The organism is Methylobacterium sp. J-076 (assembly GCF_022829405.1).
Taxonomy (GTDB): Bacteria; Pseudomonadota; Alphaproteobacteria; order Rhizobiales; family Beijerinckiaceae; genus Methylobacterium.
Genome location: NZ_JAKSXW010000121.1, coordinates 92067 through 113943, shown reverse-complemented (window position 1 = coordinate 113943; position 21877 = coordinate 92067). Strand labels below are relative to the sequence as shown.

The following is a 21877-nucleotide window of genomic DNA, read 5'->3' as shown; positions in this document are numbered from 1 at the left end:
GCTAACCATCCACCCGGCAGAACTTGCCGGGTGGGGCGGGCTGAGCCCGGCGGGGGATCGGAATGAGCGAGGCTGCCACGCCGGCGACCGGAGGAGGGGGCGGCGTTGCGGCGCTGTTCGGCCAGATCGGCCTGCCGACCCGCGGCGACCTCCACGCCCTCTCGAAGCGGTCAGACCTGCTCTTCGCCACGGGCGTGCTCGGCATCCTGGCGGTGCTGATCTTCCCGCTGCCGTCCGTGCTGCTCGACCTGCTGCTGGCGGTGTCGATCATCATGTCGGTGCTGATCATGATGGTCGGCCTGTCCATCGACAACCCGCTCGAATTCACGGTCTTCCCGACCCTGCTCCTCATCGCGACGATGCTGAGGCTCGCCCTCAACCTCGCCTCCACCCGCCTGATCCTGGGCCACGGCCACGAGGGCACGGCCGCCGCCGGCCACGTCATCGAGGCGTTCGGCCAGTTCGTGATGGGCGGCAACTTCGTCATCGGGATCATCGTCTTCGCGATCCTGATCATCGTGAACTTCGTGGTCATCACGAAGGGTTCGGGGCGCATCGCCGAGGTGGCGGCCCGCTTTACCCTCGACGCGATGCCCGGCAAGCAGATGGCGATCGACGCCGACCTCTCCGCGGGCCTCATCGACGAGAAGAGCGCCAAGGCCCGCCGCGCCGCCCTGGAGGAGGAATCCGCCTTCTTCGGCGCCATGGACGGCGCCTCCAAGTTCGTCCGCGGCGACGCCGTGGCCGCCCTGCTCATCACCTTCATCAACGTGATCGGCGGCATCATCATCGGCGTCGCCCAGCAGGGGCTGAGCTTCGGCGACGCGGCCAAGAGCTACACCCTGCTCACCATCGGCGACGGCCTCGCGAGCCAAGTCCCGGCGCTGATCGTCTCGACCGCGGCCGGCATCCTCGTCTCGAAGGCGGGCGTGCGGGGGGCCGCCGACAAGGCGCTCGGCAAGCAGCTCGCCCACTACCCGAAGGCGCTGGGCATGTCCGCGGCGGTGATGCTGCTGATCGGCCTGCTGCCGGGCATGCCGATCTTCCCGTTCCTTCTGCTGGGCGGTGGGGCCGGCTACGCGGCGTGGCGCCTCAACAGGACGGCCATGAGCGCGCCGCCCGTCGATGCCGAGGGCAAGCCGGTGGAGGCCGCCCCCGGCGCCGCGGCCAAGGAGGAAACCGTCACCGACCTCCTGAAGCTCGACGACCTGAAGCTGGAGATGGGCTACGCTCTGCTGCCTCTCGTGAACGGCGAGGGCCAGGACCGGCTCACCGATCAGATCAAAGCCCTGCGGCGGCAGCTGGCGGCGGAGCTCGGCTTCGTGATGCCCTCCGTGCGCATCCTCGACAACGTCCAGCTCGATGCCAACGCCTACGTGGTGCGGGTGAAGGAGATCGAGGCCGGCACCGGCAAGATCTTCCCCGGCCAGTTCATGGCCATGGACCCGATGGGCGGGCAGGTGCAGCTCCCCGGGCAGCACATGCTGGAGCCGACCTTCGGCCTTCCGGCCACCTGGATCGATGCCTCCCTGCGGGACGACGCGCAGCTAAGGGGCTACACCGTGGTCGATGCGGCGACCGTGGTCTCGACGCACCTCACCGAGGTGATCAAGGCGCATGTCTCGGAGCTCCTGAACCACGTCGAGGTCCAGAAGCTCATGCGCGAGCTTCCCAAGGAGCACGGCGAACTCCTGAAGGAGGTCTGCCCGTCGCAGATTTCCACCACCGGCATCCAGCGCGTCCTCCAGTTCCTGCTCTCCGAGCGGGTGTCCATCCGCGACCTCGGCACCATCGTCGAGGGCATCGCCGAGGTGGCGGGGGCCGTGAAGAATCCGCGGGACGTGGTGGAGCACGTCCGGGCGCGCCTCGGCCGTCAGATCTGCGCCCAGTACCAGGGGCCGGACGGCGCCCTGCCCATCGTCACCCTGTCCCCAGCCTGGGAGCAGGCCTTCGCGGACGCCATCATCGGGGAGCGCGAGGAGCGCTACCTCGCGATGCAGCCCTCGAAGCTCTCGGAATTCGTGAACGCGGTGCGCGACCGCTTCGAGACCGCCGCCCGGATGGGGGAGATGCCCGTCCTCGTCACCTCCGCCCACGCGCGGCCCTTCGTCCGCTCGATCATCGAGCGGTTCCGCCGGGAGACCCCGGTGATGAGCCAAGCCGAGATCCACCCGCGGGCGCGGCTCAGGACGGTCGGCTCGATCTGAGCCCTGCGGGCATGCCCGGTTCGGCCACCGTCTGCGCCGCCTGTCCCGTGCGAAAGCACGACCGGCGGATCGAATGGTATCGCCGTCCTGCAATTGTAGGTTTTGCGAAATCGATCCTTAATTCATTCGGCGCCTTCTTCGAGCCCCAACCGAGGGCTTGAGCTGAAGGGCCATCCGTGGAGACCATCCGACCGCAAGTCCTTCGCGAGACGCCGGAGGTGCGGGTGGCTCTCGTGGCGGACCTCGCCCATTCGCCGGTCCCGACCAGCATCATGGGGCTGACCCTCGTCGGCGTGAACCTGTTCACCTACGCCGCGACCGGCTCGGTCATCCTGCTCGCCGCCGCGATCTGGGGTGGGCTGTCCTGCGTGGCCAAGCTCGGGCTCATGGCCTGGCAGGCGCACCACACCCGCACGCGCCCGGCCCACGCCCGGATGACGACCCGCTTCGAGGCGGCCCATGCCCTCGTGACCCTGGGAATGGCCTCCGCGGTCGGCGCCGGCGCTTGCAGCGTCTTCCGGCAGCCCGACGTGCAGTTGCAGCTGCTCGCGACGGGGATGATGTTCGGCTACGGCTCCGGCATCGTCGGGCGGGTCGCGATCCGGCCGCTCATCGCGGTCGCGGCCCTGATCGTCGCGGGCACCCCGGCGATCATCGCCGCGGCGTCGTGGGAGAACACCACCCACCGCCTGACCGCCCTGATCTTCGGCGTCTTCCTGGTCGGCTCGTTCGAGAGTGTGCGCCACGTGCACCGCACCGCCGTCTGGCACGTCGCCACGCGGATCAAGATGGCGCGGCTGGCCCGCAACGATCCGCTGACGGGCGTGGCCAACCGGCTGGGCCTGCGGGAGGCGTTCGGGAGCTTCGCCCCGCAGGCCGGGACCTCCGTGGCGGTCCACAGCATGGACCTCGACGGCTTCAAGATCATCAACGACCGGTTCGGACATGCGGCGGGCGATACCGTCCTCGCCGAGATCGCCCGCCGGCTCGTCGCCGCCGTTCCCGAGGACGCCACCGTCGCCCGCATCGGCGGAGACGAATTCGTGGTGCTCCAGCGCCATATCCACCGGCCCGGGGAGGTGGAGGATCTGGCCAAGGCGGTGAACCGGGCGCTGCGGGAGCCCATCGCCGTCGCCGGACGGAACCTCAGCGTCGGCGTCAGCCTCGGCTATGCCTGGGCCGGGGCGGACGGGTGCCGGCTCGAGGAACTGCTCCGCCACGCCGACGAGGCGTCCTATCGCATCAAGCGCATGGGCGGCGGCATCGCCGCGTGCGGCGGCGGGGCGACGGCGGAGGCGGCGACGCTCCGGAACGTCGCCTGAAGGCCGTTTCAGACCGCCTTGCGCTTCAGGTCCCGCTCCATCTCGTGGGCGTCGAGGCCGGGCACGGTGACGGGCGCCTCCGGCACGGGCCGCTGCGGCTTCGGATGGGCGGCGGTGCCGATCGCCGCCGCCAGCCTCGAACGCTCGAAGGCGACCACCACGACGATCGAGATCAGCGCCGGGATCCAGAAATAGAAGATGCGGAAGACGATCACCGCCGCGATGATCGCATCCTTCTGGGCGACGTCGGTGATGTGCATCGCGGTGATGAACACGATCTCGAACACGCCGAGGCCGCCGGGGGCGTGGGAGGCCAGGGCGACGGAGAACGAGGCGAGGAAGATCGCCAGCACCGGGATGAAGCCGGGGTTCATCGCATCCGGCAGGGCGAAATAGATGATGCCGGCCGCGCCGAGCAGCTCGAGGGGCGCCGCCAGGAGCTGCCGCACCATGATGCCGGGGCGCGGATATTCGAGCTTGAACGACCGGACGTGCAGCGGCCGCATGTGCAGGATCGAGCCCAGGGCGTAGAGGGCGACGAAGCCGAGCATGCAGGCGCCGACGACGAGGGCGGTCTTCGGATCGGTCAGGAAGCCCGGCAGCTTGCCGTCGAGCCGGGAGAGGAGCTGCGGATCGATGACCAGCGTCATGCCGCCGAGCAGCACCGTGCCGAGGAAGAACGTGAAGGAGCACAGGGCGACGAGGACGGCCACCTGCGCCGCCGAGAGCCCCTTGGCCGTGTAGGCGCGGTAGCGCACCAGCGCGCCGGAGAAGACCGAGGCGCCGATATTGTGCGAGAGCGCGTAGGTGGTGAAGGAGCAGAGCGAGACGAACAGCCACGAGATGTGGCGCACCCCGAGGTGCAGCAGCGCGATCCGGTCGTACCAGGCGAGCGCCGCGTAGGCGACCAGGGTTGAAAGCCCCGCCAGCAGGATCCGATGCGGAGGAATCGCCAGGATCGCGTCGCCGATAGCGGAAATCGAGGTCGTCTTGAGTTCCTGATACAGGAAGTAGCCGGAGATCACGACGGCCGCGAGGCCGATCACCGGCCAGATGAACTCGCTGAGCTTCTTCATGGACACCGACGCCTCGGGAACGACCCCTGATGCGCCACTATCCGGCGCGCCGCAACCCGGTCGAACCCGGCTGCTGGCGCGCTCCCATGTCACCCGATCGTGACGCTTTCGTGCAAGCCCGGCGGGGCTCCCGATTCAGGTGCGCGTCAGGCGCGGGCGCGGGAGAGGCCGATGCCGTCCATCGCCGCCTGATCGCGGGCGGATTCGGCGGCCCGCTCGGCCGAACGCTCCCGGTCGTCCAGGATCTCGACCTTCTTCAGTTCCTCGAACGCCTCGCCGAGCTCGGCCTTCGCCTCGGCCAGCTGGCCTTCGAGGGCCTGGGCCGACTGGCGCATGTTGTCCCGGCGGGTCGCCGCGGCGCGGGCATAGGTCGGGTAGGCGAAGTGGGCGACATCGGTGATGCCCGCCCGCGCCTCCTCCATGGCGACCTCCCGGTCGAGCTCGGTCGCCATGCGGTTGAAGTCCGCCATCATCATTTCGATTTGAGTGACGCGGCGACGCTTCTCATCGACCTGGAAGCGGCGCAGGCGGATCAGCGTGTCACGCGATTTCATTGGGGAACGCTCACTCCACGCGATGCGCGCCGGCCATTGCCGCCCGATGCGCGACGCTTATCAGCTCCCCCCGACGATCTGGGCGAGCCGTGCGTAACCATCGCCTATGGACGTTGCTTCTTCCTTACCCTGCCCCAGAAAAGCCTCAAGATCTGGCATGAGAGCGACCGCTTCATCGACCTCCTGCGACGAGCCGGCCCGGTAGGCGCCGAGGCGGATCAGCTCCTCCATGTCCGCGTAGGTGGAGAGCACCCGGCGCGCCCGGCGCACCACCGGCAGGTAGGCCGGATCGCAGGAGCGGGGCATGGTGCGGGACACCGATCGGAGCACGTTGATCGCCGGGTAGCGCCCGCGCTCGGCGATGGCGCGCTCCATGACGATGTGCCCGTCGAGGATGCCGCGGACCGCATCGGCCACCGGCTCGTTGTGGTCGTCGCCCTCCACCAGCACGGTGAAGAGGGCCGAGATCGTCCCCGCCCCGGTCCCCGGCCCGGCCCGCTCCAGCAGACGCGGCAGCTCGGAGAAGACCGTGGGGGTGTAGCCCTTCGCCGTCGGCGGCTCGCCCGCCGCGAGGCCGATGTCGCGCTGGGCCATGGCGAAGCGGGTGATCGAGTCGATCATGCACAGCACCCGCGCGCCCTGATCGCGGAAGTGCTCGGCCACGGAGAGGGTGACGTAGGCGGCGTTGCGGCGCATCAGGGCGGGCTCGTCGGAGGTCGCCACCACCACCACGGAACGGGCGAGGCCCGCCGCCCCCAGATCGTCCTGCAGGAACTCCTGCACCTCGCGCCCGCGCTCGCCCACGAGTCCGATGACCGCCACGTCCGCCGCGGTGTAGCGCGCGAGCATGGAGAGCAGCACAGACTTGCCGACGCCGCTGCCCGCGAAGATGCCCATGCGCTGGCCGGCGCACATCGTGAGGAAGGTGTTGAGGCAGCGGATGCCGAGGTCGAGGGGGGCCCCCACCCGCTGCCGGGCATGGGCCGGCGGCGGATCGGCCCGGAGCGGATAGATCTCCGGCCCCTGCGGCAGGGGGCCGAGCCCGTCCACCGGCCGCCCCAGGGCGTCGATGACCCGGCCGAGCCAGGCCGGGGACGGGCGGATCGCGCCGGCGGCCTCGTCCCGGACATAGGCCGGGCAGCCCCGGCGCACGCCCTCCAGCGAGCCGAACGGCATCGCCAGCGCCCGGTCGCCCTGGAAGCCGATGATCTCGCACGGGATCGCCCCCTGCCCGCCCGCACCTTCGACGTCCAGGCGCCCGCCCAGGCGCATGGCCGCCACCGGGCCGGCGACCTCGATCAGCAGGCCGCGGATCGCCACTACGCGCCCGTAGGTCTGGAGTGTCCCGATTTGGTCGATGCCGGCCAGGGCGCCGGACAAAGAAGTCACGATTCTTGCCGGCTCGTTCGCCAAAGGGCCCGCCCTCAACGGTTCGTTTACCCGCCTCCTTAACACTGCGGTCATCGGGCTTGTAGCGGCCCGGCGCCGGGACCCTCGTCGGCCATCTCCCCCCCGCATTGCAGGGCGGGTGTGGCAGGCGGGTCACGCCCCTTCGCCGGAGCGTTGCGGCCGAAGCACTTAGACACGGGTCGCGGGCGAATCCAGCGACGATCGAGGGGACGCTCCGGCGTCCCACCCACGAGGCGGGGGCACTTTTCTCCGGCCAATCTGGTCGATCGCGCAAGTAAGAGCTTGCGGGCGGGAATCAGGTTTTGTTAACGATTAACTCATAGCGTTTCACGTCAAGAGCGGTGGGGCGCCTGTCCACAGGCCGGTGGCAGGCTGTCGACGGGGACGTGTGCGCGCACTGATACGGCCGGCTGGGCTGGGGACCTACGATGCGGGTACTTCTGATCGAGGACGACAGCGCGACTGCGCAAAGCATCGAGTTGATGCTGAAGTCCGAGAACTTCAACACTTACACGACAGACCTTGGCGAAGAGGGGATCGACCTCGGCAAGCTGTACGACTACGACATCATCCTACTCGATCTGAACCTGCCCGACATGTCGGGCTACGAGGTGCTCCGCAACCTCCGGGTTGCGAAGGTGAAGACCCCGATCCTGATCCTTTCCGGCCTCGCCGGGATCGAGGACAAGGTGAAGGGCCTCGGCTTCGGCGCCGACGACTACCTGACCAAGCCGTTCCACAAGGACGAACTGGTGGCCCGTATCCACGCCATCGTCCGTCGCTCGAAGGGACATGCCCAGTCGGTCATCACCACCGGCGACCTGATCGTGAACCTCGATCAGAAGACCGTCGAAGTCGGCGGCGCCCGGGTCCACCTCACCGGCAAGGAGTACCAGATGCTGGAACTCCTCTCGCTCCGGAAGGGCACGACCCTCACCAAGGAGATGTTCCTGAACCATCTCTACGGCGGCATGGACGAGCCCGAGTTGAAGATCATCGACGTCTTCATCTGTAAGCTGCGTAAGAAGCTGGCCAATGCGAGCCAGGGCAAGAACTACATCGAGACCGTCTGGGGTCGCGGCTACGTGCTGCGCGAGCCGATGGACAGCGAAGAGCGCATGGCGGTCTGATCCGCCCCACCTCCACCCAGCCCTTCGACCCCGCCGGCCCGCGCCGCGCGGGGTTTTTCGTTGCGGGGTGTTCCGTTGCCGGCCTTCCGCCGCGCGGTCAGCGCACGGCCGAGCCGGAGAAGACCTGCGCTGCGGGCGCGACGATGACGTAGCGGCCGCAGGGCGCCGACTTGGCGATGACCGCACTGGCCACGCCCCAAACATAGGTGCCGCCCCGGTCCGTCGCGACGACGGGGCCGCCCGAATCACCGAGGCAGATCCGCCCGCCATCCACCCGGGCGATAGTCAGGCCCGTGCTGGTGGAGGCGACCGGCGTGAGGCCCGTCGTGCGCAGGTATCCGACCCCCGCCCGGGACAGGCCGGTGCCGGCGAATCGCAGGTGCTTCGGCACCCGGCTCGGGTCGCTGGCCAGCGGCACCGGCCGGCGGCCGCGCACGGGCTCGGTCAGGCGCAACACCGCGAGGTCCACGGAGAGGTCGGCCAAGCTGATATCGGGCGCCGCGTTGGGCAGCATCTCGCCGGGATCGGGGCTGTAGCGGGCGGCGATCCGCGCCGCGTAGACCGGGCGCACCGGGTTGGCCCCCCGGTAGAAGACCACCAGCGCCCCGAGCGGCTCGCCGTTCACGCAATGGGCCGCGGTCAGCACGAGGTCCGGCGCCACGAGCACGCCCGAACAGCGTGACAGGCGCAGGGCCTCCTCCGGCCGCGTGATCGTCCCGATGCCCACCGTGGCCTGGGTGAGGGCGTCGTTCCCCGCCGCGGCGCCGCCGTCGATGGCGAGCGCGGGGGACGAGGCGAGCCACGCCATGGCCGCGGCAAGGAGGAAGCGGCCCCGTCCGACGAATCGCAAATGCCTGCTCCCGCTGCGGACCGCGCTCACCCCGCGACGGTCCAGGTGGTGGTGCCGTCCTTGTTGTCCTTCACCGCCACGCCCATGGCGGCGAGCGCGTCCCGGGCCCGGTCGGAGGCCGCCCAGTCCTTGGCGGCCCGGGCCTCCTTCCGCGCGGCGACCAGCGCTTCGACCGCCGCCACGTCGACGCCGGAGGCCGCCACCCGCGCATGCTCGCGCTCGGAGCGGGTCTGGCGCAGGAAGCCGAACAGGTTGGCCCCGGCCCGCAGGCTCGCCGGAACGTCGAGCTTGTGCAGTTCGGCGAGGGACGCGGGGGTGTTGAGGTCGTCGAGGAGGGGCGCCAGCACGGTCTCCGGCGTCTCCGCCGCCGGGGCCGCGTCGCCGGCCGCCGCGTACCACCGCTCCAGCATCCGACCGGACTCTTCGAGGCCCCGGACGGTCCAGTCGATCGGCTGCCGGTAATGCGTCTTGAGCATGTTGAGGCGCACGACCTCGCCCGGCCAATCGGCGAGCACCTGCCGGATGGTGATGAAGTTGCCGAGGGACTTCGACATCTTCTCCCCCTCCACCTGGAGGAAGCCGTTGTGCATCCACACGTTGGCCATCACCGGCGTGCCGAAGCAGCAGCGCGACTGGGCCACCTCGTTCTCGTGGTGGGGGAAGATGAGGTCGATTCCACCGGCATGGATGTCGAAGGTCCGGCCGAGGTGCTTGGCCGACATGGCCGAGCATTCGATATGCCAGCCCGGCCGTCCAGGCCCGGCGATGCCGCAGGGCGAGGGCCAGGAGGGCTCGCCCGGCTTCGACGGCTTCCACAGCACGAAATCGAGGGGCGAGCGCTTGTAGGGCGCCACCTCGACCCGGGCGCCGGCCTCCATCTCGTCCAGGGGCCGTTTCGAGAGACGGCCGTAATCGGGCATCGAGGGCACGTCGAACAGGACATGCCCGTCCGCGACGTAGGCGTGGCCGGCGGCCACGAGGCCCTCGATCATCGCCGCCATCTCGGCAATGTGATCGGTCGCCCGCGGCTCGATGAAACGGGGCGGTTCGCCGGGCACGTTCACGTCCTCCGGCATGAGGATGCCGAGGTCGCGGATGTCCGCGTGGAACGTCGCCAGCGTCCCGTCCGTCAACTCGCGGATGGTGATGCCGCGCTCCGCCGCCCGGGCGTTGATCTTGTCGTCCACGTCCGTGACGTTGCGCGCGTAGGTGACGTGCGCCGGCCCGTAGAGACGGCGCAACAGCCTGAACAACAGATCGAAAACGACGATCGGCCGGGCGTTGCCGATATGGGCGGCATCGTAGACCGTCGGGCCGCAGGCATAGAGGCGCACATGGGCGGGATCGATCGGGCGGAAGGTGTCCTTCTGCCCGGTCAGCGTGTTGTAGAGCCGCAACATCGGCGCCATGAACCCCCGAACCTCCCGGCCGCTTCCGCCCGGCGACCCATCTCGAATTCGCCCCGCGCCCCAAGGGCCTGGGCGGCGCTCCGGCGAGGAAGCGGCGAAACCGTGGCACGCCGCGGGACGCGGCCCGGCTGCGTGTTGCACCGCCGCGACGGTCCTCGGCGCCCGATGGGGCTAACGCAAATGCGTGAGGAATTCGAGAAGGGCGACGGGCGATCGGGTCGAGCGGGACCGTAAGGGTTCCTTAACCCCACTCTCCGACCGTCCCTTCAGCGATCGTCACGTCACCCTTCCCGTGACAGAGGAACCCCCATGCGACGCAGTGCTGCCGGATCCCTTGCTATCGTTGCGCTGACGGCGATCGGCCTCGCCGGGCAGGCCCTCGCGGGCGGCGACGGCGAGACGCCCCGGGCGGCGGCGAACCACGTGGAGAAGACCTTCCTGATCCCGTCCAGCGACGGCTACGGCGTGGCCGATTGCCTGACCTCCCCGGGCAGCGAGTGCGGGCAGGTCGTCGCCAACGCGTGGTGCGAATCGCAGGGCTTCGCCTCGGCCGGCTCCTACGGCACCGCCGCCGCCGACGAGTATACCGGCGCCATCGAGCAGCCGGCCGTCACCAAGCCGGCCGACCGCCCGATCCGCATCACCTGCCAGGATTGATCCCCGCCTTACCCCTTGAAGAAGTCGGCGCATTTGGCCGCCGGCTCGGTCCCCCAGGGGGCGAGCGGCACCGCCGATGTCGAGTTCTTCGGCGAGCCCTGGATCACCTTGTCCGAATAGACCATGTAGATCAGGGTGTTGCGTGCGACGTCGCAGCCGCGCACGATCTGCATCGACTTGAAGATCAGCGAGCGGCGCTCGCTGAAGACGACTTCGCCCTGCTTCATCTTCTCCTTGAACTGGATAGGCCCTGTCTGTCGGCAGGCGAGGGAGATGTCGGAGACATCCTCGGCGAGGCCGAGGGTGCCCTTGATGCCCCCCTTCTCCGGCTGCGTGTACCAGCAGGCGACGCCCGACACGGCCGGATCGTCGACCCCGTAGACCACGAGCTTGTCGTTGGGCGTCAGCGGACGCCACACGGTGGATTTGTCGAAGATCCGGTCGGGCTCCTGCGCCACCGCGCCGGAGGCGGCACAGAGCGCCAGCGCGCCCGCAAGGCCGATGCCGGTGAGACTACGAAACAACATGAGCGATCAATTCCCCCTCGTGTCAGGCGCCCCGCATGTAAGAGGGGTGACGCCCCAGTGCGAGGAGGGCTAAGATTGCTTTCGCTTCCCCCGAATACGCGAACCGGCCGCGCAGCGGTCGCAGCCCGACCCAGAGCGCGATTTCTGCGATGACACGGATGCGTCCAACGCCGCTCGCCCGTCTGGCCGGCCGCCCCCGGGCGGTGCTGCGCCGCGTGGCCCTCGTGCTCGTCGCGGCCCTCGGTGCCGGGGCGGCGCAGGCGCTCCCGAGCCCCGTGCCGGACAGGCCGGACGCGCCCACCCGGGCCGAGCCCGTGGCGCCCCAGCTCCCCTCGCCGGAATGCCGGCGTTACCGGGCCGAGCTCGCCTCGATCCAGAACGGCGCGAGCGCGACGCGTGCCCTCCAGGACGAGATCGGCCGCCTGCAGACCTACTATCGCAGCCTCAACTGTGAGGGCGGCAAGTTCCTGTTCTTCGATACGCGCCCGCCGCAATGCGGAGCGGTGGAGCAGCGCATCCGCGCCCTCAACGCGACCTATGGCGGCGCGGTGATCGACGACAATTCCGGCCGCCGGCGCGAGCTGCAGGGCCTCGTGGCGCGGACCTGCACGGCCCGCGAGGGGGCGTCCATGCCCACGGGCGAGACCTATGCCCGCGGCGGGGCGCAGGTCATCTGCGTCCGCACCTGCGACGGCGGCTACTTCCCCATGCCCAACCTGCCCGAGGGCCGGAGCGGCGCCGACGAGATGTGCCAAGCCCTCTGCCCCGGCACCGAGGCGGTGGCCTACTCGATGCCCCACGGCGACGAGGCGCTGAAGCAGGCGGCCACGGTGAAGGGCAGCCGCGCCTATACCGGCCTCGCCAACGCCTTCCGGTTCCGCAAGGCCTTCACGCCGAACTGCTCGTGCAAGCCGGACGGCAAGACCTGGGCGCAGTCCCTCGTGAAGGCGGAGAGCATGCTGGTCCGGCACAAGGGCGACATCTTCGTCACGCCGATGCAGGCGGAGGCCCTGTCGCGGCCGAAGGTCCGCCTCACCCTGGTCGGCCGGGCCGACAAGACCGCGGCGGAGCTCGCCGCCGACGCGGCGGACCGGGCCGGCCTCGATACCGCGAGGGGCGCCGACCCGCTGTCCAAGGCGCTGAGTGCGGCGGACGCGGACGGGCGCCGGGGCGAGCACGTCCCCGTCCGGGTCATCGCCCCGGATCTCGTGGCGGTGCCGGGCCGGCCGACGCCCTGATCCCGGGAACCTTTCGGCATCTGCGCTGTTCGGTACCGCCCGAATAGAGCGAAATGCCGATGCAGCGTTACCGCCTCCTCCTCCTGGCTGGCACCGTCCTGCCGGGCCTCGTCCTGGCTCAGGTCGCCGCCGCGCGGCCGGAGGGAATCCTCCTGGCTCAGGGGGGGCCGGAGGAGCGTGGTCCCGGCGGGCACGGGGGCCCCGGCGGCCCGCGCCCCGGCCCCGAGCGCGCTCCGGGCCCCGAGCGAGGCCCCGGCCCCGAGCGTGGTCCCGCCCCGCCGCCCCGCGAGCGACCCGAACCCCGCCAGGAGCGCCCGGCGCCCCCCGTCCAGCGTGAGCGTCCGGAGGCGCCGCCCGCCCAGCGCGAGCGTCCCGAGCCGCGCCCCGAGCGGGCACCTCCGCAGGCCCCTCCGCAGGCCCGCGAGCGGCCGGAGCCGCGGGAGGCACCGGAGCCCCGTCAGCCCCGTCCCGAACCCCAGCAGGAGCGCCCGGCACCGCCGCGTCAGCAGCAGCCCGTGCCCCCGCGCGAGGACCGCCGTCCGGAGCAGAGGCAGGAGCGACCCGACCGGCGCGAGGATCGCGAGGCGCCGCCTCCGGGCCGTGCCGCGCCCGAGCGTGCCGCCCCGCCGGCCGCCGCCCCGCGCCCGCAGCCCCAGGCCGCCCCCGACCGGCCGACCCCGGAGCGCGGGTCGCAGGAGCGTGACCGAGGCCCCGACCGTCCCGGCGCCGGCCCCGACCGTGGCCCGCCCCAGGGCGGCCCTGATCGTGCGCCCCCCGGCGCCGACCGCAACGCTCAACCGCCCGCCCCGAACGCGGCACCCGGCGTTCCCGGCCGCCCGGTGCAGCGGCTCGAGACCGCGCCCTCGCCCGGCGAGCGCAACGGCACGCCGCCGGCCCCGAACGCCGGGCCCGGCCAGCCCAACCAGCGCCCGGACGGCGCCCCCGGTGCCGGCCCCGACCGCCCGCTTCCGCCGAACATGCGGCCCGGCGTCCCCGGCCGTCCCGTGCAGGCACCGGGTCAAGCTCCCGGCGCCCTGGGTCAGCCCGGCGGGCCGGGCCAGCCCCCCGTCGCCCCGGGCCAGCCCCCCGTCGCCCCGGGCCAGCCCGGCGGGCCGGGCCAGCCCCCCGTCGCCCCCGGCCAGCCCGGCGGACCGGGTCAGCCCCCCGCCGGCCCGGGCCAGCCCCCTGGCATTCAAGGCCAGCCCGGCGGGCCCGGCCAAGCCCCCGGTGCCCCGGGTCAGTTCGGCAGGCCGGGTCAGCCGCCCGGTGCCGTCGGCCAACCCGGCTTGCCGGGCCAGCCGCCGGTGCCCGGTCAGGCGCCGGGACAGGGACAGTTCCGCAACGACCAGGGTGCCAACGGCCCGGCGCGGGGCGACTTCAACGTGCCCGGTCGCCCGGGCTACATCCCCGGCGGATTCCGCGACAACGACGAGGTCCGCGACTACGAGCAGGTCCGCCGCGACCGCCGCGAGTTCAGCGCGGACGGGCGCACCTATTATCGTGAGCCGGGCCGCCTGATCGTGCAGGACCGCAACGGCTACCTGATCCGCCACGACGAGAACGAGCGGTTCCGGGAGCTGGACCCGCGGGGCTACCGCTCCGAGCGCCGCGGCGACGACTATGTCAGCTATATCGACCGCCCCGGAGGCGACCGCATCTACACGGTCACCGACGACGACGGCCGGATGCTGCGCCGCTACCGCCGCTTCCCGGACGGGCGCGAGGTGGTGATCATCGACAACAGCTACGCCGGTCCGCCGCGCCCGATCTACGACGACGTCGTGGTCCTGCCGCCGCCGGACATCCGCATCCCGCGGGACCGCTACGTGGTCGAGTACGATCAGGCCGATCCGGGCCTCGTCTACGAGGCGCTGACGGCTCCGCCGATCATGGCGGTGGACCGCCGCTACACCCTGGACCAGATCCGCTACAGCCCGGACCTGCGCGCCCGGATGCGCTCCGTCGACATCGACACGATCAACTTCGACACGGGCTCCTTCACGGTCACGCCGGATCAGGGCCGTCGCCTCTCGGTGATCGCCGACGCGATCAACAAGGCGATCCGCGCCAACCCGCAGGAGGTGTTCCTCATCGAGGGGTACACCGACGCGGTCGGCTCCGACATCGACAACCTGTCCCTGTCGGATCGCCGGGCGCAATCGGTGGCGACGGTGCTGACGCAGCAGTTCCAGGTGCCGCCGGAGAACCTGACCACCCAGGGCTACGGCGAGCAGTACCTGAAGGTGAACACGCAGGCCCCGAGCCGCGAGAACCGCCGCGTCACGGTCCGCCGCATCACCCCGCTCCTGCAGCAGGGTGGCGGCCAGGGCCAAGCCGCCCCGCCGCGGTAGCCTGCCCTTACCTCCCGCCCCCTCTCCGGGGGCGGGAGGCCGTTTCGCACGAAGCCGTGTAAGAGGCGGCGTGCCGTTTCCCGCCCCAGCATCCCCCGACGTGGCCGACCTCCGCATCGCGGACCTCGCCCACCGCGCCCTCCTCGACGAGTTGGAGGCGTGGCCCAAGCCCGGCCTCGTCAGTCCGGTCGATTCGGGCAGCCACCGGGACATGGATGCACGGACCCTCCGGCGCAGCGCCGGGGCCATCGCCCCCTTCTTCGCGGAGCTGGCCCGGGCCGGGGCGGAGGACGCCCCCCTCGCCACCCTGCGCCGGATCGGCATCCAGGCCGAAGCCGCCATGCTGGCCGCGACCGGCGGGATCAACGCCCACAAGGGCGCCATCTTCTCCCTGGGACTCATCTGCGCCGCCACGGCCCGCGCGGGGACACCGGTCTCCGCCGAGGCCCTGGCCGAGCGGGTCGGCACCCTGTGGGGCCGCGAGATCGCCCGCCGGCCGGCCTCCCCCGTCACCCATGGCGGCCTCGCGGCCCTGCGCTATGGCGTCGGCGGGGCCGGGTCCGAGGCGGCGGCCGGCTTCCCGGCCGTGCGCGCCTTCGGCCTTCCGGCCCTGCGGCGGGGGCGGCTCCTGGCACCGGGGGATTCCCAGGCGGCGCGGATCGAATGCCTCTTCGCCCTGATGGCTGAGCTGGACGACACCAACCTGCTCCACCGCGGCGGCCCGGAGGGGTTGCGTTTCGCCCAGGCCGCGGCCCGGGAGTTCCTGGATGCCGGCGGGGTCGGTGTCGCCAATTGGCGGGACCGGGCGCTCGCCCTTCACCGCGCCTTCGTCGCCGCCCGCCTCAGCCCCGGCGGATCGGCCGACCTGCTCGCCGTCACCCTCTTCCTCGACAGCCTCGCGGACGGGTGAGGACTGTCCGCGACCGAGTTCACATTCAGGACGCGGGGGGGCCTGCCGCTCCGGGTGATGCGTCGCGGCGGCGCCGGGTAGGGCGTCGAGCGCCGATCAGTTCCGGGCCATGCGGACGGGGCCGGAGGCGTCGGCGAGGTTCGGCGGTGCTCCGCCGGCGCCGGCCACCACGACGAGTTGGCGCACCTCCCCGCGCAGGTACGCGTCGAGGAACCGGTTGTAGTCCCGGAACGAGACGCAGCCGTTCGAGGCCCCGTTCGGCCCGAGCATGAAGGTATGGGCGAGGAGCCCCACCCGGCCGTAGACCGCCTCGGCCCCGCCGACCGGCGTCAGGCGGATCGCCCGCACCCCGTGGAACGCCTGCTCGCGCTCGGTCAGCACGTAGGTGCCGGGCGGCGTCGCCCCGCGCATCCGCACGTTGACGAAGCGCGGGTCGTCCATGATCTCGCCGAGGCCGGAATGGGCCTCCAGGCGCTCGCCGCTCGGCAGGATCACCACCCGCGCCGTGATGTCGTAGGTGGCCGTCCCACCCCCGGCCACGGGTGGCGCGAGGGGCGGGCTCAGCCGCGGGCGGGGGGTGAGGTCCGCGGGCTTGGTCTCCAGCGCCGTGTAGGCGCGGGCGGGGGTCGATTCCACGCCGAACAGCTTTTCGAAGAACGACCGGTTGTCCTCCGGCGCGGGGGGCGGCGGCAGCGCAGCCTCCTGCCGGGCGGGGCCCCGGGCGGCCCGGCGGGGGGCGCTGGCGGACCCGCGCAGCTCCGGCGGGCGCGGCACCGGCAGGGGCACCGTCATCGCCGTGCGGGGCGGCGCCACGTCCGCGGGGGCCGGGGCGGCGACGGCCTGCTCCTCGGCCGGGGGCGGGGGTGCCTCCGGCGTCCAGGCCCAGCGCGAGAGCCTGCCGGCGAGGTCGCTGTGCCAGGGATCGAGGAGGTTTTCGGTCAGGACCGGCGCGGCCGGACCCGGCTCGGGATCGGGCGTGCGCAAGGCGGTCTGCACCGCGGCCGGCACGGGGGGCACGGGCGTCGGCGCCCCGGTGAGATGGCCCTGGGCGAAGGCGGCCAGGGCCACCGCCACCGCGAAGAGTCCCAGCGGCGGCAGGCAGGAACGGCGCTGGCCGGATCCCGAGCCGGCGGCAGGCTGAGTGCGGTCGATCATCGGGACGCCCTTGCTCCTGGTCGCGGGGCGGATGCTGCCACCGGTTGCGCTCGCGAATCGCGGCAGCGCAGGTCGGCGAGGCAGGATCCACGCAGGCGGAATCAGCGTAACGGGCGGGGCGATTTCAGGGCGCGGGCGTGGTCGTTCCGGGCCGTAACCGGACGCTTTTCAGGCGAAAGGCCGGACGATCCACCTTTCGGCCGCAATTGGAAGTTGCAGTACGTCGCGCCGAACTGGGAGGGGGGAAGAAGAGAGTGGTGCCGGAGGAGGGATTTGAACCCCCGACCTTCGCTTTACGAAAGCGCTGCTCTACCACTGAGCTACACCGGCAACCGCCCTGGCGCTCGGCCGGGACGCGGGAACGCTCATAGCCCCCCGCCCCGCCCAAAGCAAGACGGTGGAACCGCTTCAGTCCGCTGCAAGCTCGCCTTCGAGGAAGGCCCGCACCTCCGCCCGGTCGATCCCGGGCGCGATGAAGCTCCGCCCGATCCCCCTGGCGAGGATGAAGGTGAGCGCGCCGTCGCGGACCTTCTTGTCTTGGCCCATGGCGTCGAGGATGGCGTCGGCGTCGCCGCTGCCGCCGGGCACCTGCTGCAGGCGGGTCGGCAGCCCGGCGAGGGCGAGGTGGTTGGCCACGCGCCCGGCCTCCTGCCCGCCGCACAGGCCGAGCCGGGCCGAGAACCGGAACGCCAGGGCGAGGCCGATGGCGACCCCCTCCCCGTGGACGAGGCGCTCCGAGGAATAGCCGGTGATCCGCTCCAGGGCGTGGCCGAACGTGTGGCCGAGGTTGAGCAGCGCCCGCTCCCCGTCCTCCCGTTCGTCCCGGATGACGACGCCGGCCTTGGCCCGGCAGCAGGCGGCGACGGCCTCATCCCGCTCCGGGCCGCCGGAGAAGATGCCCCGCCAGTTGGCCTCGCACCACGCGAAGAAGGGCTCGTCGGCGATCAGCCCGTATTTGGCGACTTCGGCGTAGCCCGCGCGCATCTCCCGCTCGGAGAGGGTGTCGAGGCTCGCCGTGTCGGCCAGCACCAGCCGGGGCTGGTGGAAGGCGCCGATGAGGTTCTTGCCGTGAGGCGAGTTGATGCCGGTCTTGCCGCCCACCGACGAGTCGACCTGGGCCAGCAGGCTGGTGGGCACCTGCACGAACCGCACGCCCCGCCGGAGGCTCGCGGCGGCGAAGCCCGCGAGGTCGCCGACCACGCCGCCGCCCAGCGCGATCACCAGATCGTTGCGCTCGATCCTCAGGGCGAGGAGCCCGTCGCAGACCTCGGCGAAGCGCCCGTAGGATTTCGACGCCTCGCCGGGGGGGATGGTGACGATCCCGGTGCGCAGCCCGGCCGCCTCCAGGCTCGCCTTCAGCTCCGCCGCGTAGAGGGCGCCCACGGTGGTGTCGGTGACGATCCCCGCCGCCTTCGCGCCGAGGGCGGCGACCCGCGCGCCCGCCCCGGCCACGAGGCCCCGGCCGATCAGGATGTCGTAGGCACGGTCGCCGTCGAGGGCGACGTGGACGGAGAGCGGTTCGGTCACGGCGGGGGGCTCACTGGGCCGCCAGGGCGGGCGGCGGATCGAGATAGGCGACGAGGGATTCCATCACGTCCTCGACGACGCGGTCGTGGGAGACGTCGCGGGAGACCACCACCACGTCGGCCTCGGCATAGACCGGATGGCGGATCTCCATCAGCGCCTTCATGGTCGCCTCGGGATCCTCGGTCTGCAGCAGGGGCCGGTTGCCGCGCTTGCGCACCCGGCGCATCAGCACGTCCAGATCCGCCTTCAGCCAGACGGAGACGCCCCGCTCGCGGATGCGCTCGCGGGTGGTCTCACGCAGGAAGGCGCCTCCCCCCGTGGCGAGCACCAGGGGGCCGGCCCGCAGCAGGCGGCCGATCACCCGCTCCTCGCCATCGCGAAAACTCGGCTCGCCGTAGATCGAGAAGATATCGGGGATGGTGAGGCCCGCGGCGGCCTCGATCTCGTTGTCGGCGTCCTTGAACAGCAGGCCGAGGCGGCTGGCGAGGCGGCGCCCCACGGTGCTCTTGCCCGCGCCCATCAGCCCGACGAGCACGATCGACCGGAGCCCGAGGCCCCGTCGCAGACGCGCTTCGATAGGCTCGCCGGCCTCCGCTTCGTTCATCGATACCCGCAACACACGTGTCACACGACGCCCGTACCCGCCTGCCGATCAGCCGGGCTCCGGCAGCGGCCACCCCGGTGCCGCATCCTGTGCGTGGCTCTTAGCGCGTTTCACGGCCAGCGCGAAACACGCCGTTCGCACCGGCGCTGTGGCGCCGCCGGCCTTGTCAGCGCCGCGTTCGCATGGTGGAAACCGGCTGTCCGATGCGGCCGGGCTTGGCGGCCGAACGGCCCCCCCGGACCCGCGCCCGTCCGCCCGAGGATCGACCGACGTGCCGACCCTGTTCCGTTTCTTCGCCACCATCGCGATCCTCGCCGGCCTCGTCTTCGCCGGCATGTTCGCCCTGGCGACCTTCGTGAAGCCGACCCCGCGGGAGATGAGCGTCTCGATCCCCGCCGCGAAGCTCCAGCCGCCCCGGTGAGCGAGCCGGCGGCCCAGCCCTCACCGGAGGTCGGCGACTACCTCGAGATGATGGCCGCCGAGCGGGGCGCGGGCGCCAACACCATCGAGGCCTACCGGCGGGACCTCGCGGATTATCTCGCCTACCTCGCCCGCGTGGGCCTCGGCCTCGGCCAGGCCGACACCGCCACGCTCCGCGGCTTCATGGCCGACCTCGAGACTCGGGGACTCTCGGCCTCCACCGCCGCCCGGCGCCTCTCCTGCGTGCGCGGCTTCCACAAGTTCCTCTACGCCGAGGGCATGGCCGAGGCCGATCCGAGCGCACCGGTCTCCGGCCCGCGCCGGGGTCGCCCCCTGCCGAAGGTCCTGTCCGTGGCCGAGGTCGACCGGCTCCTCGCCGGGGCGCAGGAGGCCGCGGCCCGGCCCGACCAGCCCCCCGGGCCGGGCCGCCGGGCGCGCCGGATGGCCTGCCTCCTCGAACTGCTCTACGCGACGGGACTGCGCGTCTCGGAACTCGTCGCCCTGCCGCGCTCGGCGGCGGGCCGGGACGCCCGGATCCTGATGGTGAAGGGCAAGGGAGGGCGCGAGCGCCTCGTGCCCCTGACGGAGACGGCGCGGGCGGCCATGGCGGCCCACCTGCCCGCGGTGCCGGAGGAGAGCCCGTGGCTGTTCCCCGCCGACAGCGAGAGCGGCCACCTCACCCGGCAGGCCTTCGCCCGGGACCTGAAGGAGGCCGCCGCCGCGGCGGGGCTCCGGGCCGACCGGGTCAGCCCCCACGTCCTGCGCCACGCCTTCGCGAGCCACCTGCTCCATAACGGCGCCGATCTGCGCATCGTCCAGGAGTTGCTCGGCCACGCCGACATCTCCACCACGCAGATCTACACCCATGTGCTCGATGATCGCCTGAAGGCGATGGTCCGGGATCTGCATCCGTTGATGGACAGCGCCCAGGACGCGGCCTGAGGATCGTTTGAATTCATTGTGCCACCGCGGTGAAGTGTCTAGATATCGACCATGGTGGTGGGACGGCACGCCGACCGACCGTCGGTGACGTGTCGTCCCGATCGCGTCCGGGCGCGTTGCGCCGTCGCGGATGTTCGGAAAGGTGGACGAATGGCGGGGCCCGCCTTGACGCGCAAGAGCGCACCGACGACCGAATACGCGGTGGGGCCGGAGGGTGGCGAGGCCGTCGTGAACGACTCTCAGCGCCTCGACAACCAGCTCTGCTTCGCGGTCTACGCGGCGGCCCATGCCTTCGGCCGTGCCTACCGCAACCTCCTCGGGCGGCACGACCTCACCTATCCGCAGTACCTCGTGCTGATGGTGCTGTGGGAGGAGGACGGCCTGACCGTGAAGGAGATCGGCGAGCGGCTGTTCCTCGACTCGGGGACGCTGACGCCCCTGCTCAAGCGGCTCGAAGCCTCGGGCCGGGTCCGCCGCTCCCGCGACCGGCCGGACGAGCGCCAGGTCAGCATCCTGCTCACCGAAACGGGCGAGAGCCTGCGCGGAACCCTGGCCTGCATCCCCGACGAGGCCGGCGGCATGACCGGGCTCGACGTGGAGAGCCGGAAGGATCTGCTGCGGAGCCTCGTCACGCTGCGCCAGGGCCTGCGGAGCAGCGACCTGACCTGAGAGGCACACCGGGACGTCGGCCCCCACTCGCGAACGACGCGACGGCGGGGTTGGATCACGACGGCCACCCCGGCCTCCCGGCGATGGGTCGACCCGGCTGCGCCACGGTCCCCGCGGTGGGTGAAAGGCGGCGTACCGTGCCTCGGGCCCCGGTTGAGGGGGGCCTTCCGGCACGGTGATGCCCGGCCCTGGGGCCGGGCACGGGAGAAGCTTTAGGACTGGGTCTTCAGGTAGGCGATCACGTCGTTGATCTTCTTGTCGTCAGGGTAGCCCTGGAAGATCATCTTGGTGCCCGGCACCTTGGCCTTCGGGTTCTTCAGCCACTCGTGCAGGTTCGCCTCGTCCCAGGTGATGCCCGAGTTCTTGAGGGCGGCCGAGTAGGTGTAGCCCTCGTAGGTGCCCGCCTTGCGGCCAACGACGCCCTTCAGGTCCGGCCCGACGCCGTTCTTCTGGAAGTTGTGGCACGCCTTGCAGGGCGCGAACGCCTTCTCACCGGCTGCCGCATCGCCGGCCTCCTGGGCCTGGGCCGACAGGGGGATCATCGCGGCGAGGATGGCACCGAGAACGAGCTGACGCATGTATTTCCTCCTAATCACGGCTTGGTCGGCGCGCGGGCGCGTACCCGTCGCGACTGGAACAGGTCTAAGCTGAACCCGACAATCCTGGCAACGCCCCGACCCCGCAACATGCTCCGTCATTTTGCGCGAACCGTCACGATTCGCACGTGACACGATGGCTGCGGCGGCGGAACCGGGGCGGAAGGGGGCTAGCCGTGCTAGCGTGTGGCCCATGCCCCGTTGGATCTTCGTCCTATTCTGCATCGCCCTCGGCCTGTCGGTCGTGGGGAGTGTGCTGATCGTGCTGCACAGCCCGAATTCCCTGCCCCCGGCCACGAACCAGCCTCGCACGCCGACATAGG

The 21877-nt window shown here is 71.6% G+C and carries 21 protein-coding genes and 1 tRNA gene; 11 read left to right on the top strand and 11 right to left on the bottom strand.

Annotated elements, in window-relative coordinates:
- The first annotated feature begins 62 nt into the window (after positions 1-62).
- On the top strand, positions 63-2207 hold the full coding sequence (gene flhA, locus MKK53_RS12895; RefSeq protein WP_243929101.1) for a flagellar biosynthesis protein FlhA: 2145 nt from the start codon (positions 63-65) through the stop codon (positions 2205-2207).
- 224 nt (positions 2208-2431) lie between these two features.
- Positions 2432-3529: a GGDEF domain-containing protein gene (locus MKK53_RS25585; protein WP_243929100.1), complete on the top strand. Its 1098-nt coding sequence runs from the start codon at positions 2432-2434 to the stop codon at positions 3527-3529.
- An 8-nt stretch (positions 3530-3537) separates the two neighbouring features.
- Here the strand turns inward: MKK53_RS25585 and MKK53_RS12885 are convergent, their stop codons facing one another.
- The 3 genes from MKK53_RS12885 to fliI form a co-directional block, all read right to left on the bottom strand.
- Positions 3538-4605 (bottom strand): lysylphosphatidylglycerol synthase domain-containing protein, encoded by a 1068-nt coding sequence (locus tag MKK53_RS12885; protein WP_243929161.1) that lies wholly within the window; start codon positions 4603-4605, stop codon positions 3538-3540.
- A 146-nt stretch (positions 4606-4751) separates the two neighbouring features.
- Entirely contained in the window at positions 4752-5159 is a 408-nt protein-coding gene (gene fliJ, locus MKK53_RS12880) for a flagellar export protein FliJ (RefSeq protein ID WP_243929099.1), read from the bottom strand.
- Positions 5160-5219: 60 nt separating this feature from the next.
- Positions 5220-6572: a flagellar protein export ATPase FliI gene (gene fliI, locus MKK53_RS12875; RefSeq protein ID WP_243929098.1), complete on the bottom strand. Its 1353-nt coding sequence runs from the start codon at positions 6570-6572 to the stop codon at positions 5220-5222.
- 425 nt (positions 6573-6997) lie between these two features.
- Between fliI and ctrA the strand changes: the two genes are divergently transcribed.
- Entirely contained in the window at positions 6998-7699 is a 702-nt protein-coding gene (gene ctrA / locus MKK53_RS12870) for a response regulator transcription factor CtrA (protein WP_243929097.1), read from the top strand.
- Between the two features lie 97 nt (positions 7700-7796).
- Here ctrA and MKK53_RS12865 read toward each other — a convergent pair whose 3' ends face one another.
- Both MKK53_RS12865 and cysS read right to left on the bottom strand, forming a co-directional pair.
- The gene (locus MKK53_RS12865; protein ID WP_243929096.1) at positions 7797-8549 is read right to left on the bottom strand and encodes a S1 family peptidase; all 753 of its coding nucleotides are present in this window, start codon (positions 8547-8549) and stop codon (positions 7797-7799) included.
- 26 nt (positions 8550-8575) lie between these two features.
- The gene (cysS, locus tag MKK53_RS12860) at positions 8576-9958 is read right to left on the bottom strand and encodes a cysteine--tRNA ligase (RefSeq protein WP_243929095.1); all 1383 of its coding nucleotides are present in this window, start codon (positions 9956-9958) and stop codon (positions 8576-8578) included.
- A gap of 309 nt (positions 9959-10267) precedes the next feature.
- Here cysS and MKK53_RS12855 point away from each other — a divergent pair, with 309 nt between their 5' ends.
- Positions 10268-10615, top strand: coding sequence for a hypothetical protein (locus tag MKK53_RS12855; protein ID WP_243929094.1), 348 nt, complete (start codon positions 10268-10270; stop codon positions 10613-10615).
- Positions 10616-10623: 8 nt separating this feature from the next.
- Here the strand turns inward: MKK53_RS12855 and MKK53_RS12850 are convergent, their stop codons facing one another.
- The gene (locus MKK53_RS12850; RefSeq protein ID WP_243929093.1) at positions 10624-11142 is read right to left on the bottom strand and encodes a CreA family protein; all 519 of its coding nucleotides are present in this window, start codon (positions 11140-11142) and stop codon (positions 10624-10626) included.
- A 158-nt stretch (positions 11143-11300) separates the two neighbouring features.
- On the opposite strand from MKK53_RS12850, the gene MKK53_RS12845 reads away from it, so the two are divergent.
- The 3 genes from MKK53_RS12845 to mdcB all read left to right on the top strand — a co-directional run bounded on the left by MKK53_RS12845 (position 11301) and on the right by mdcB (position 15641).
- Entirely contained in the window at positions 11301-12380 is a 1080-nt protein-coding gene (locus tag MKK53_RS12845; protein WP_243929092.1) for a DUF2865 domain-containing protein, read from the top strand.
- Positions 12381-12439: 59 nt separating this feature from the next.
- The gene (locus MKK53_RS12840) at positions 12440-14731 is read left to right on the top strand and encodes an OmpA family protein (RefSeq protein WP_243929091.1); all 2292 of its coding nucleotides are present in this window, start codon (positions 12440-12442) and stop codon (positions 14729-14731) included.
- A 70-nt stretch (positions 14732-14801) separates the two neighbouring features.
- Positions 14802-15641, top strand: coding sequence for a triphosphoribosyl-dephospho-CoA synthase MdcB (mdcB, locus tag MKK53_RS12835; RefSeq protein WP_243929090.1), 840 nt, complete (start codon positions 14802-14804; stop codon positions 15639-15641).
- A 96-nt stretch (positions 15642-15737) separates the two neighbouring features.
- Here mdcB and MKK53_RS12830 read toward each other — a convergent pair whose 3' ends face one another.
- The 4 genes from MKK53_RS12830 to MKK53_RS12815 all read right to left on the bottom strand — a co-directional run bounded on the left by MKK53_RS12830 (position 15738) and on the right by MKK53_RS12815 (position 18927).
- Positions 15738-16796, bottom strand: a complete 1059-nt coding sequence (locus MKK53_RS12830; RefSeq protein ID WP_243929089.1) for a DUF2778 domain-containing protein — start codon at positions 16794-16796, stop codon at positions 15738-15740.
- A 255-nt stretch (positions 16797-17051) separates the two neighbouring features.
- Positions 17052-17126 (bottom strand) — tRNA-Thr (locus MKK53_RS12825).
- Between the two features lie 78 nt (positions 17127-17204).
- On the bottom strand, positions 17205-18323 hold the full coding sequence (gene aroB / locus MKK53_RS12820; protein ID WP_243929088.1) for a 3-dehydroquinate synthase: 1119 nt from the start codon (positions 18321-18323) through the stop codon (positions 17205-17207).
- A gap of 10 nt (positions 18324-18333) precedes the next feature.
- Positions 18334-18927 carry a shikimate kinase gene (locus MKK53_RS12815; RefSeq protein ID WP_243929087.1) on the bottom strand — a complete coding sequence of 198 codons (594 nt, stop codon included), beginning with the start codon at positions 18925-18927 and terminating at the stop codon, positions 18334-18336.
- A gap of 271 nt (positions 18928-19198) precedes the next feature.
- On the opposite strand from MKK53_RS12815, the gene MKK53_RS12810 reads away from it, so the two are divergent.
- From MKK53_RS12810 to MKK53_RS12800, 3 genes are all read left to right on the top strand, one after another.
- Positions 19199-19348 (top strand): histidine kinase, encoded by a 150-nt coding sequence (locus tag MKK53_RS12810; protein ID WP_243929086.1) that lies wholly within the window; start codon positions 19199-19201, stop codon positions 19346-19348.
- The gene (locus MKK53_RS12805) at positions 19345-20289 is read left to right on the top strand and encodes a site-specific tyrosine recombinase XerD (protein WP_313901546.1); all 945 of its coding nucleotides are present in this window, start codon (positions 19345-19347) and stop codon (positions 20287-20289) included. The genes MKK53_RS12810 and MKK53_RS12805 overlap by 4 nt, the downstream gene beginning before the upstream one ends.
- 150 nt (positions 20290-20439) lie before the next feature.
- Positions 20440-20958: a MarR family winged helix-turn-helix transcriptional regulator gene (locus MKK53_RS12800; RefSeq protein WP_243929085.1), complete on the top strand. Its 519-nt coding sequence runs from the start codon at positions 20440-20442 to the stop codon at positions 20956-20958.
- 212 nt (positions 20959-21170) lie between these two features.
- Here MKK53_RS12800 and MKK53_RS12795 read toward each other — a convergent pair whose 3' ends face one another.
- On the bottom strand, positions 21171-21536 hold the full coding sequence (locus tag MKK53_RS12795) for a c-type cytochrome (RefSeq protein WP_243929084.1): 366 nt from the start codon (positions 21534-21536) through the stop codon (positions 21171-21173).
- A 211-nt stretch (positions 21537-21747) separates the two neighbouring features.
- Here MKK53_RS12795 and MKK53_RS25435 point away from each other — a divergent pair, with 211 nt between their 5' ends.
- Positions 21748-21876 (top strand): hypothetical protein, encoded by a 129-nt coding sequence (locus MKK53_RS25435; protein ID WP_279598996.1) that lies wholly within the window; start codon positions 21748-21750, stop codon positions 21874-21876.
- Position 21877: the final 1 nt, after the last annotated feature.

Excerpts from the sequence above, each read along its gene's own strand:
- flhA (WP_243929101.1), top strand. The coding sequence starts at position 63 with ATGAGCGAGGCTGCCACGCCGGCGACCGGAGGAGGGGGCGGCGTTGCG.
- MKK53_RS12885 (WP_243929161.1), bottom strand. The coding sequence starts at position 4,605 with ATGAAGAAGCTCAGCGAGTTCATCTGGCCGGTGATCGGCCTCGCGGCC.
- fliJ (WP_243929099.1), bottom strand. The coding sequence starts at position 5,159 with ATGAAATCGCGTGACACGCTGATCCGCCTGCGCCGCTTCCAGGTCGAT.
- ctrA (WP_243929097.1), top strand. The coding sequence starts at position 6,998 with ATGCGGGTACTTCTGATCGAGGACGACAGCGCGACTGCGCAAAGCATC.
- cysS (WP_243929095.1), bottom strand. The coding sequence starts at position 9,958 with ATGGCGCCGATGTTGCGGCTCTACAACACGCTGACCGGGCAGAAGGAC.
- MKK53_RS12855 (WP_243929094.1), top strand. The coding sequence starts at position 10,268 with ATGCGACGCAGTGCTGCCGGATCCCTTGCTATCGTTGCGCTGACGGCG.
- MKK53_RS12850 (WP_243929093.1), bottom strand. The coding sequence starts at position 11,142 with ATGTTGTTTCGTAGTCTCACCGGCATCGGCCTTGCGGGCGCGCTGGCG.
- MKK53_RS12845 (WP_243929092.1), top strand. The coding sequence starts at position 11,301 with ATGCGTCCAACGCCGCTCGCCCGTCTGGCCGGCCGCCCCCGGGCGGTG.
- MKK53_RS12840 (WP_243929091.1), top strand. The coding sequence starts at position 12,440 with ATGCAGCGTTACCGCCTCCTCCTCCTGGCTGGCACCGTCCTGCCGGGC.
- MKK53_RS12830 (WP_243929089.1), bottom strand. The coding sequence starts at position 16,796 with ATGATCGACCGCACTCAGCCTGCCGCCGGCTCGGGATCCGGCCAGCGC.
- MKK53_RS12815 (WP_243929087.1), bottom strand. The coding sequence starts at position 18,927 with ATGAACGAAGCGGAGGCCGGCGAGCCTATCGAAGCGCGTCTGCGACGG.
- MKK53_RS12800 (WP_243929085.1), top strand. The coding sequence starts at position 20,440 with ATGGCGGGGCCCGCCTTGACGCGCAAGAGCGCACCGACGACCGAATAC.
- MKK53_RS12795 (WP_243929084.1), bottom strand. The coding sequence starts at position 21,536 with ATGCGTCAGCTCGTTCTCGGTGCCATCCTCGCCGCGATGATCCCCCTG.
- MKK53_RS25435 (WP_279598996.1), top strand. The coding sequence starts at position 21,748 with ATGCCCCGTTGGATCTTCGTCCTATTCTGCATCGCCCTCGGCCTGTCG.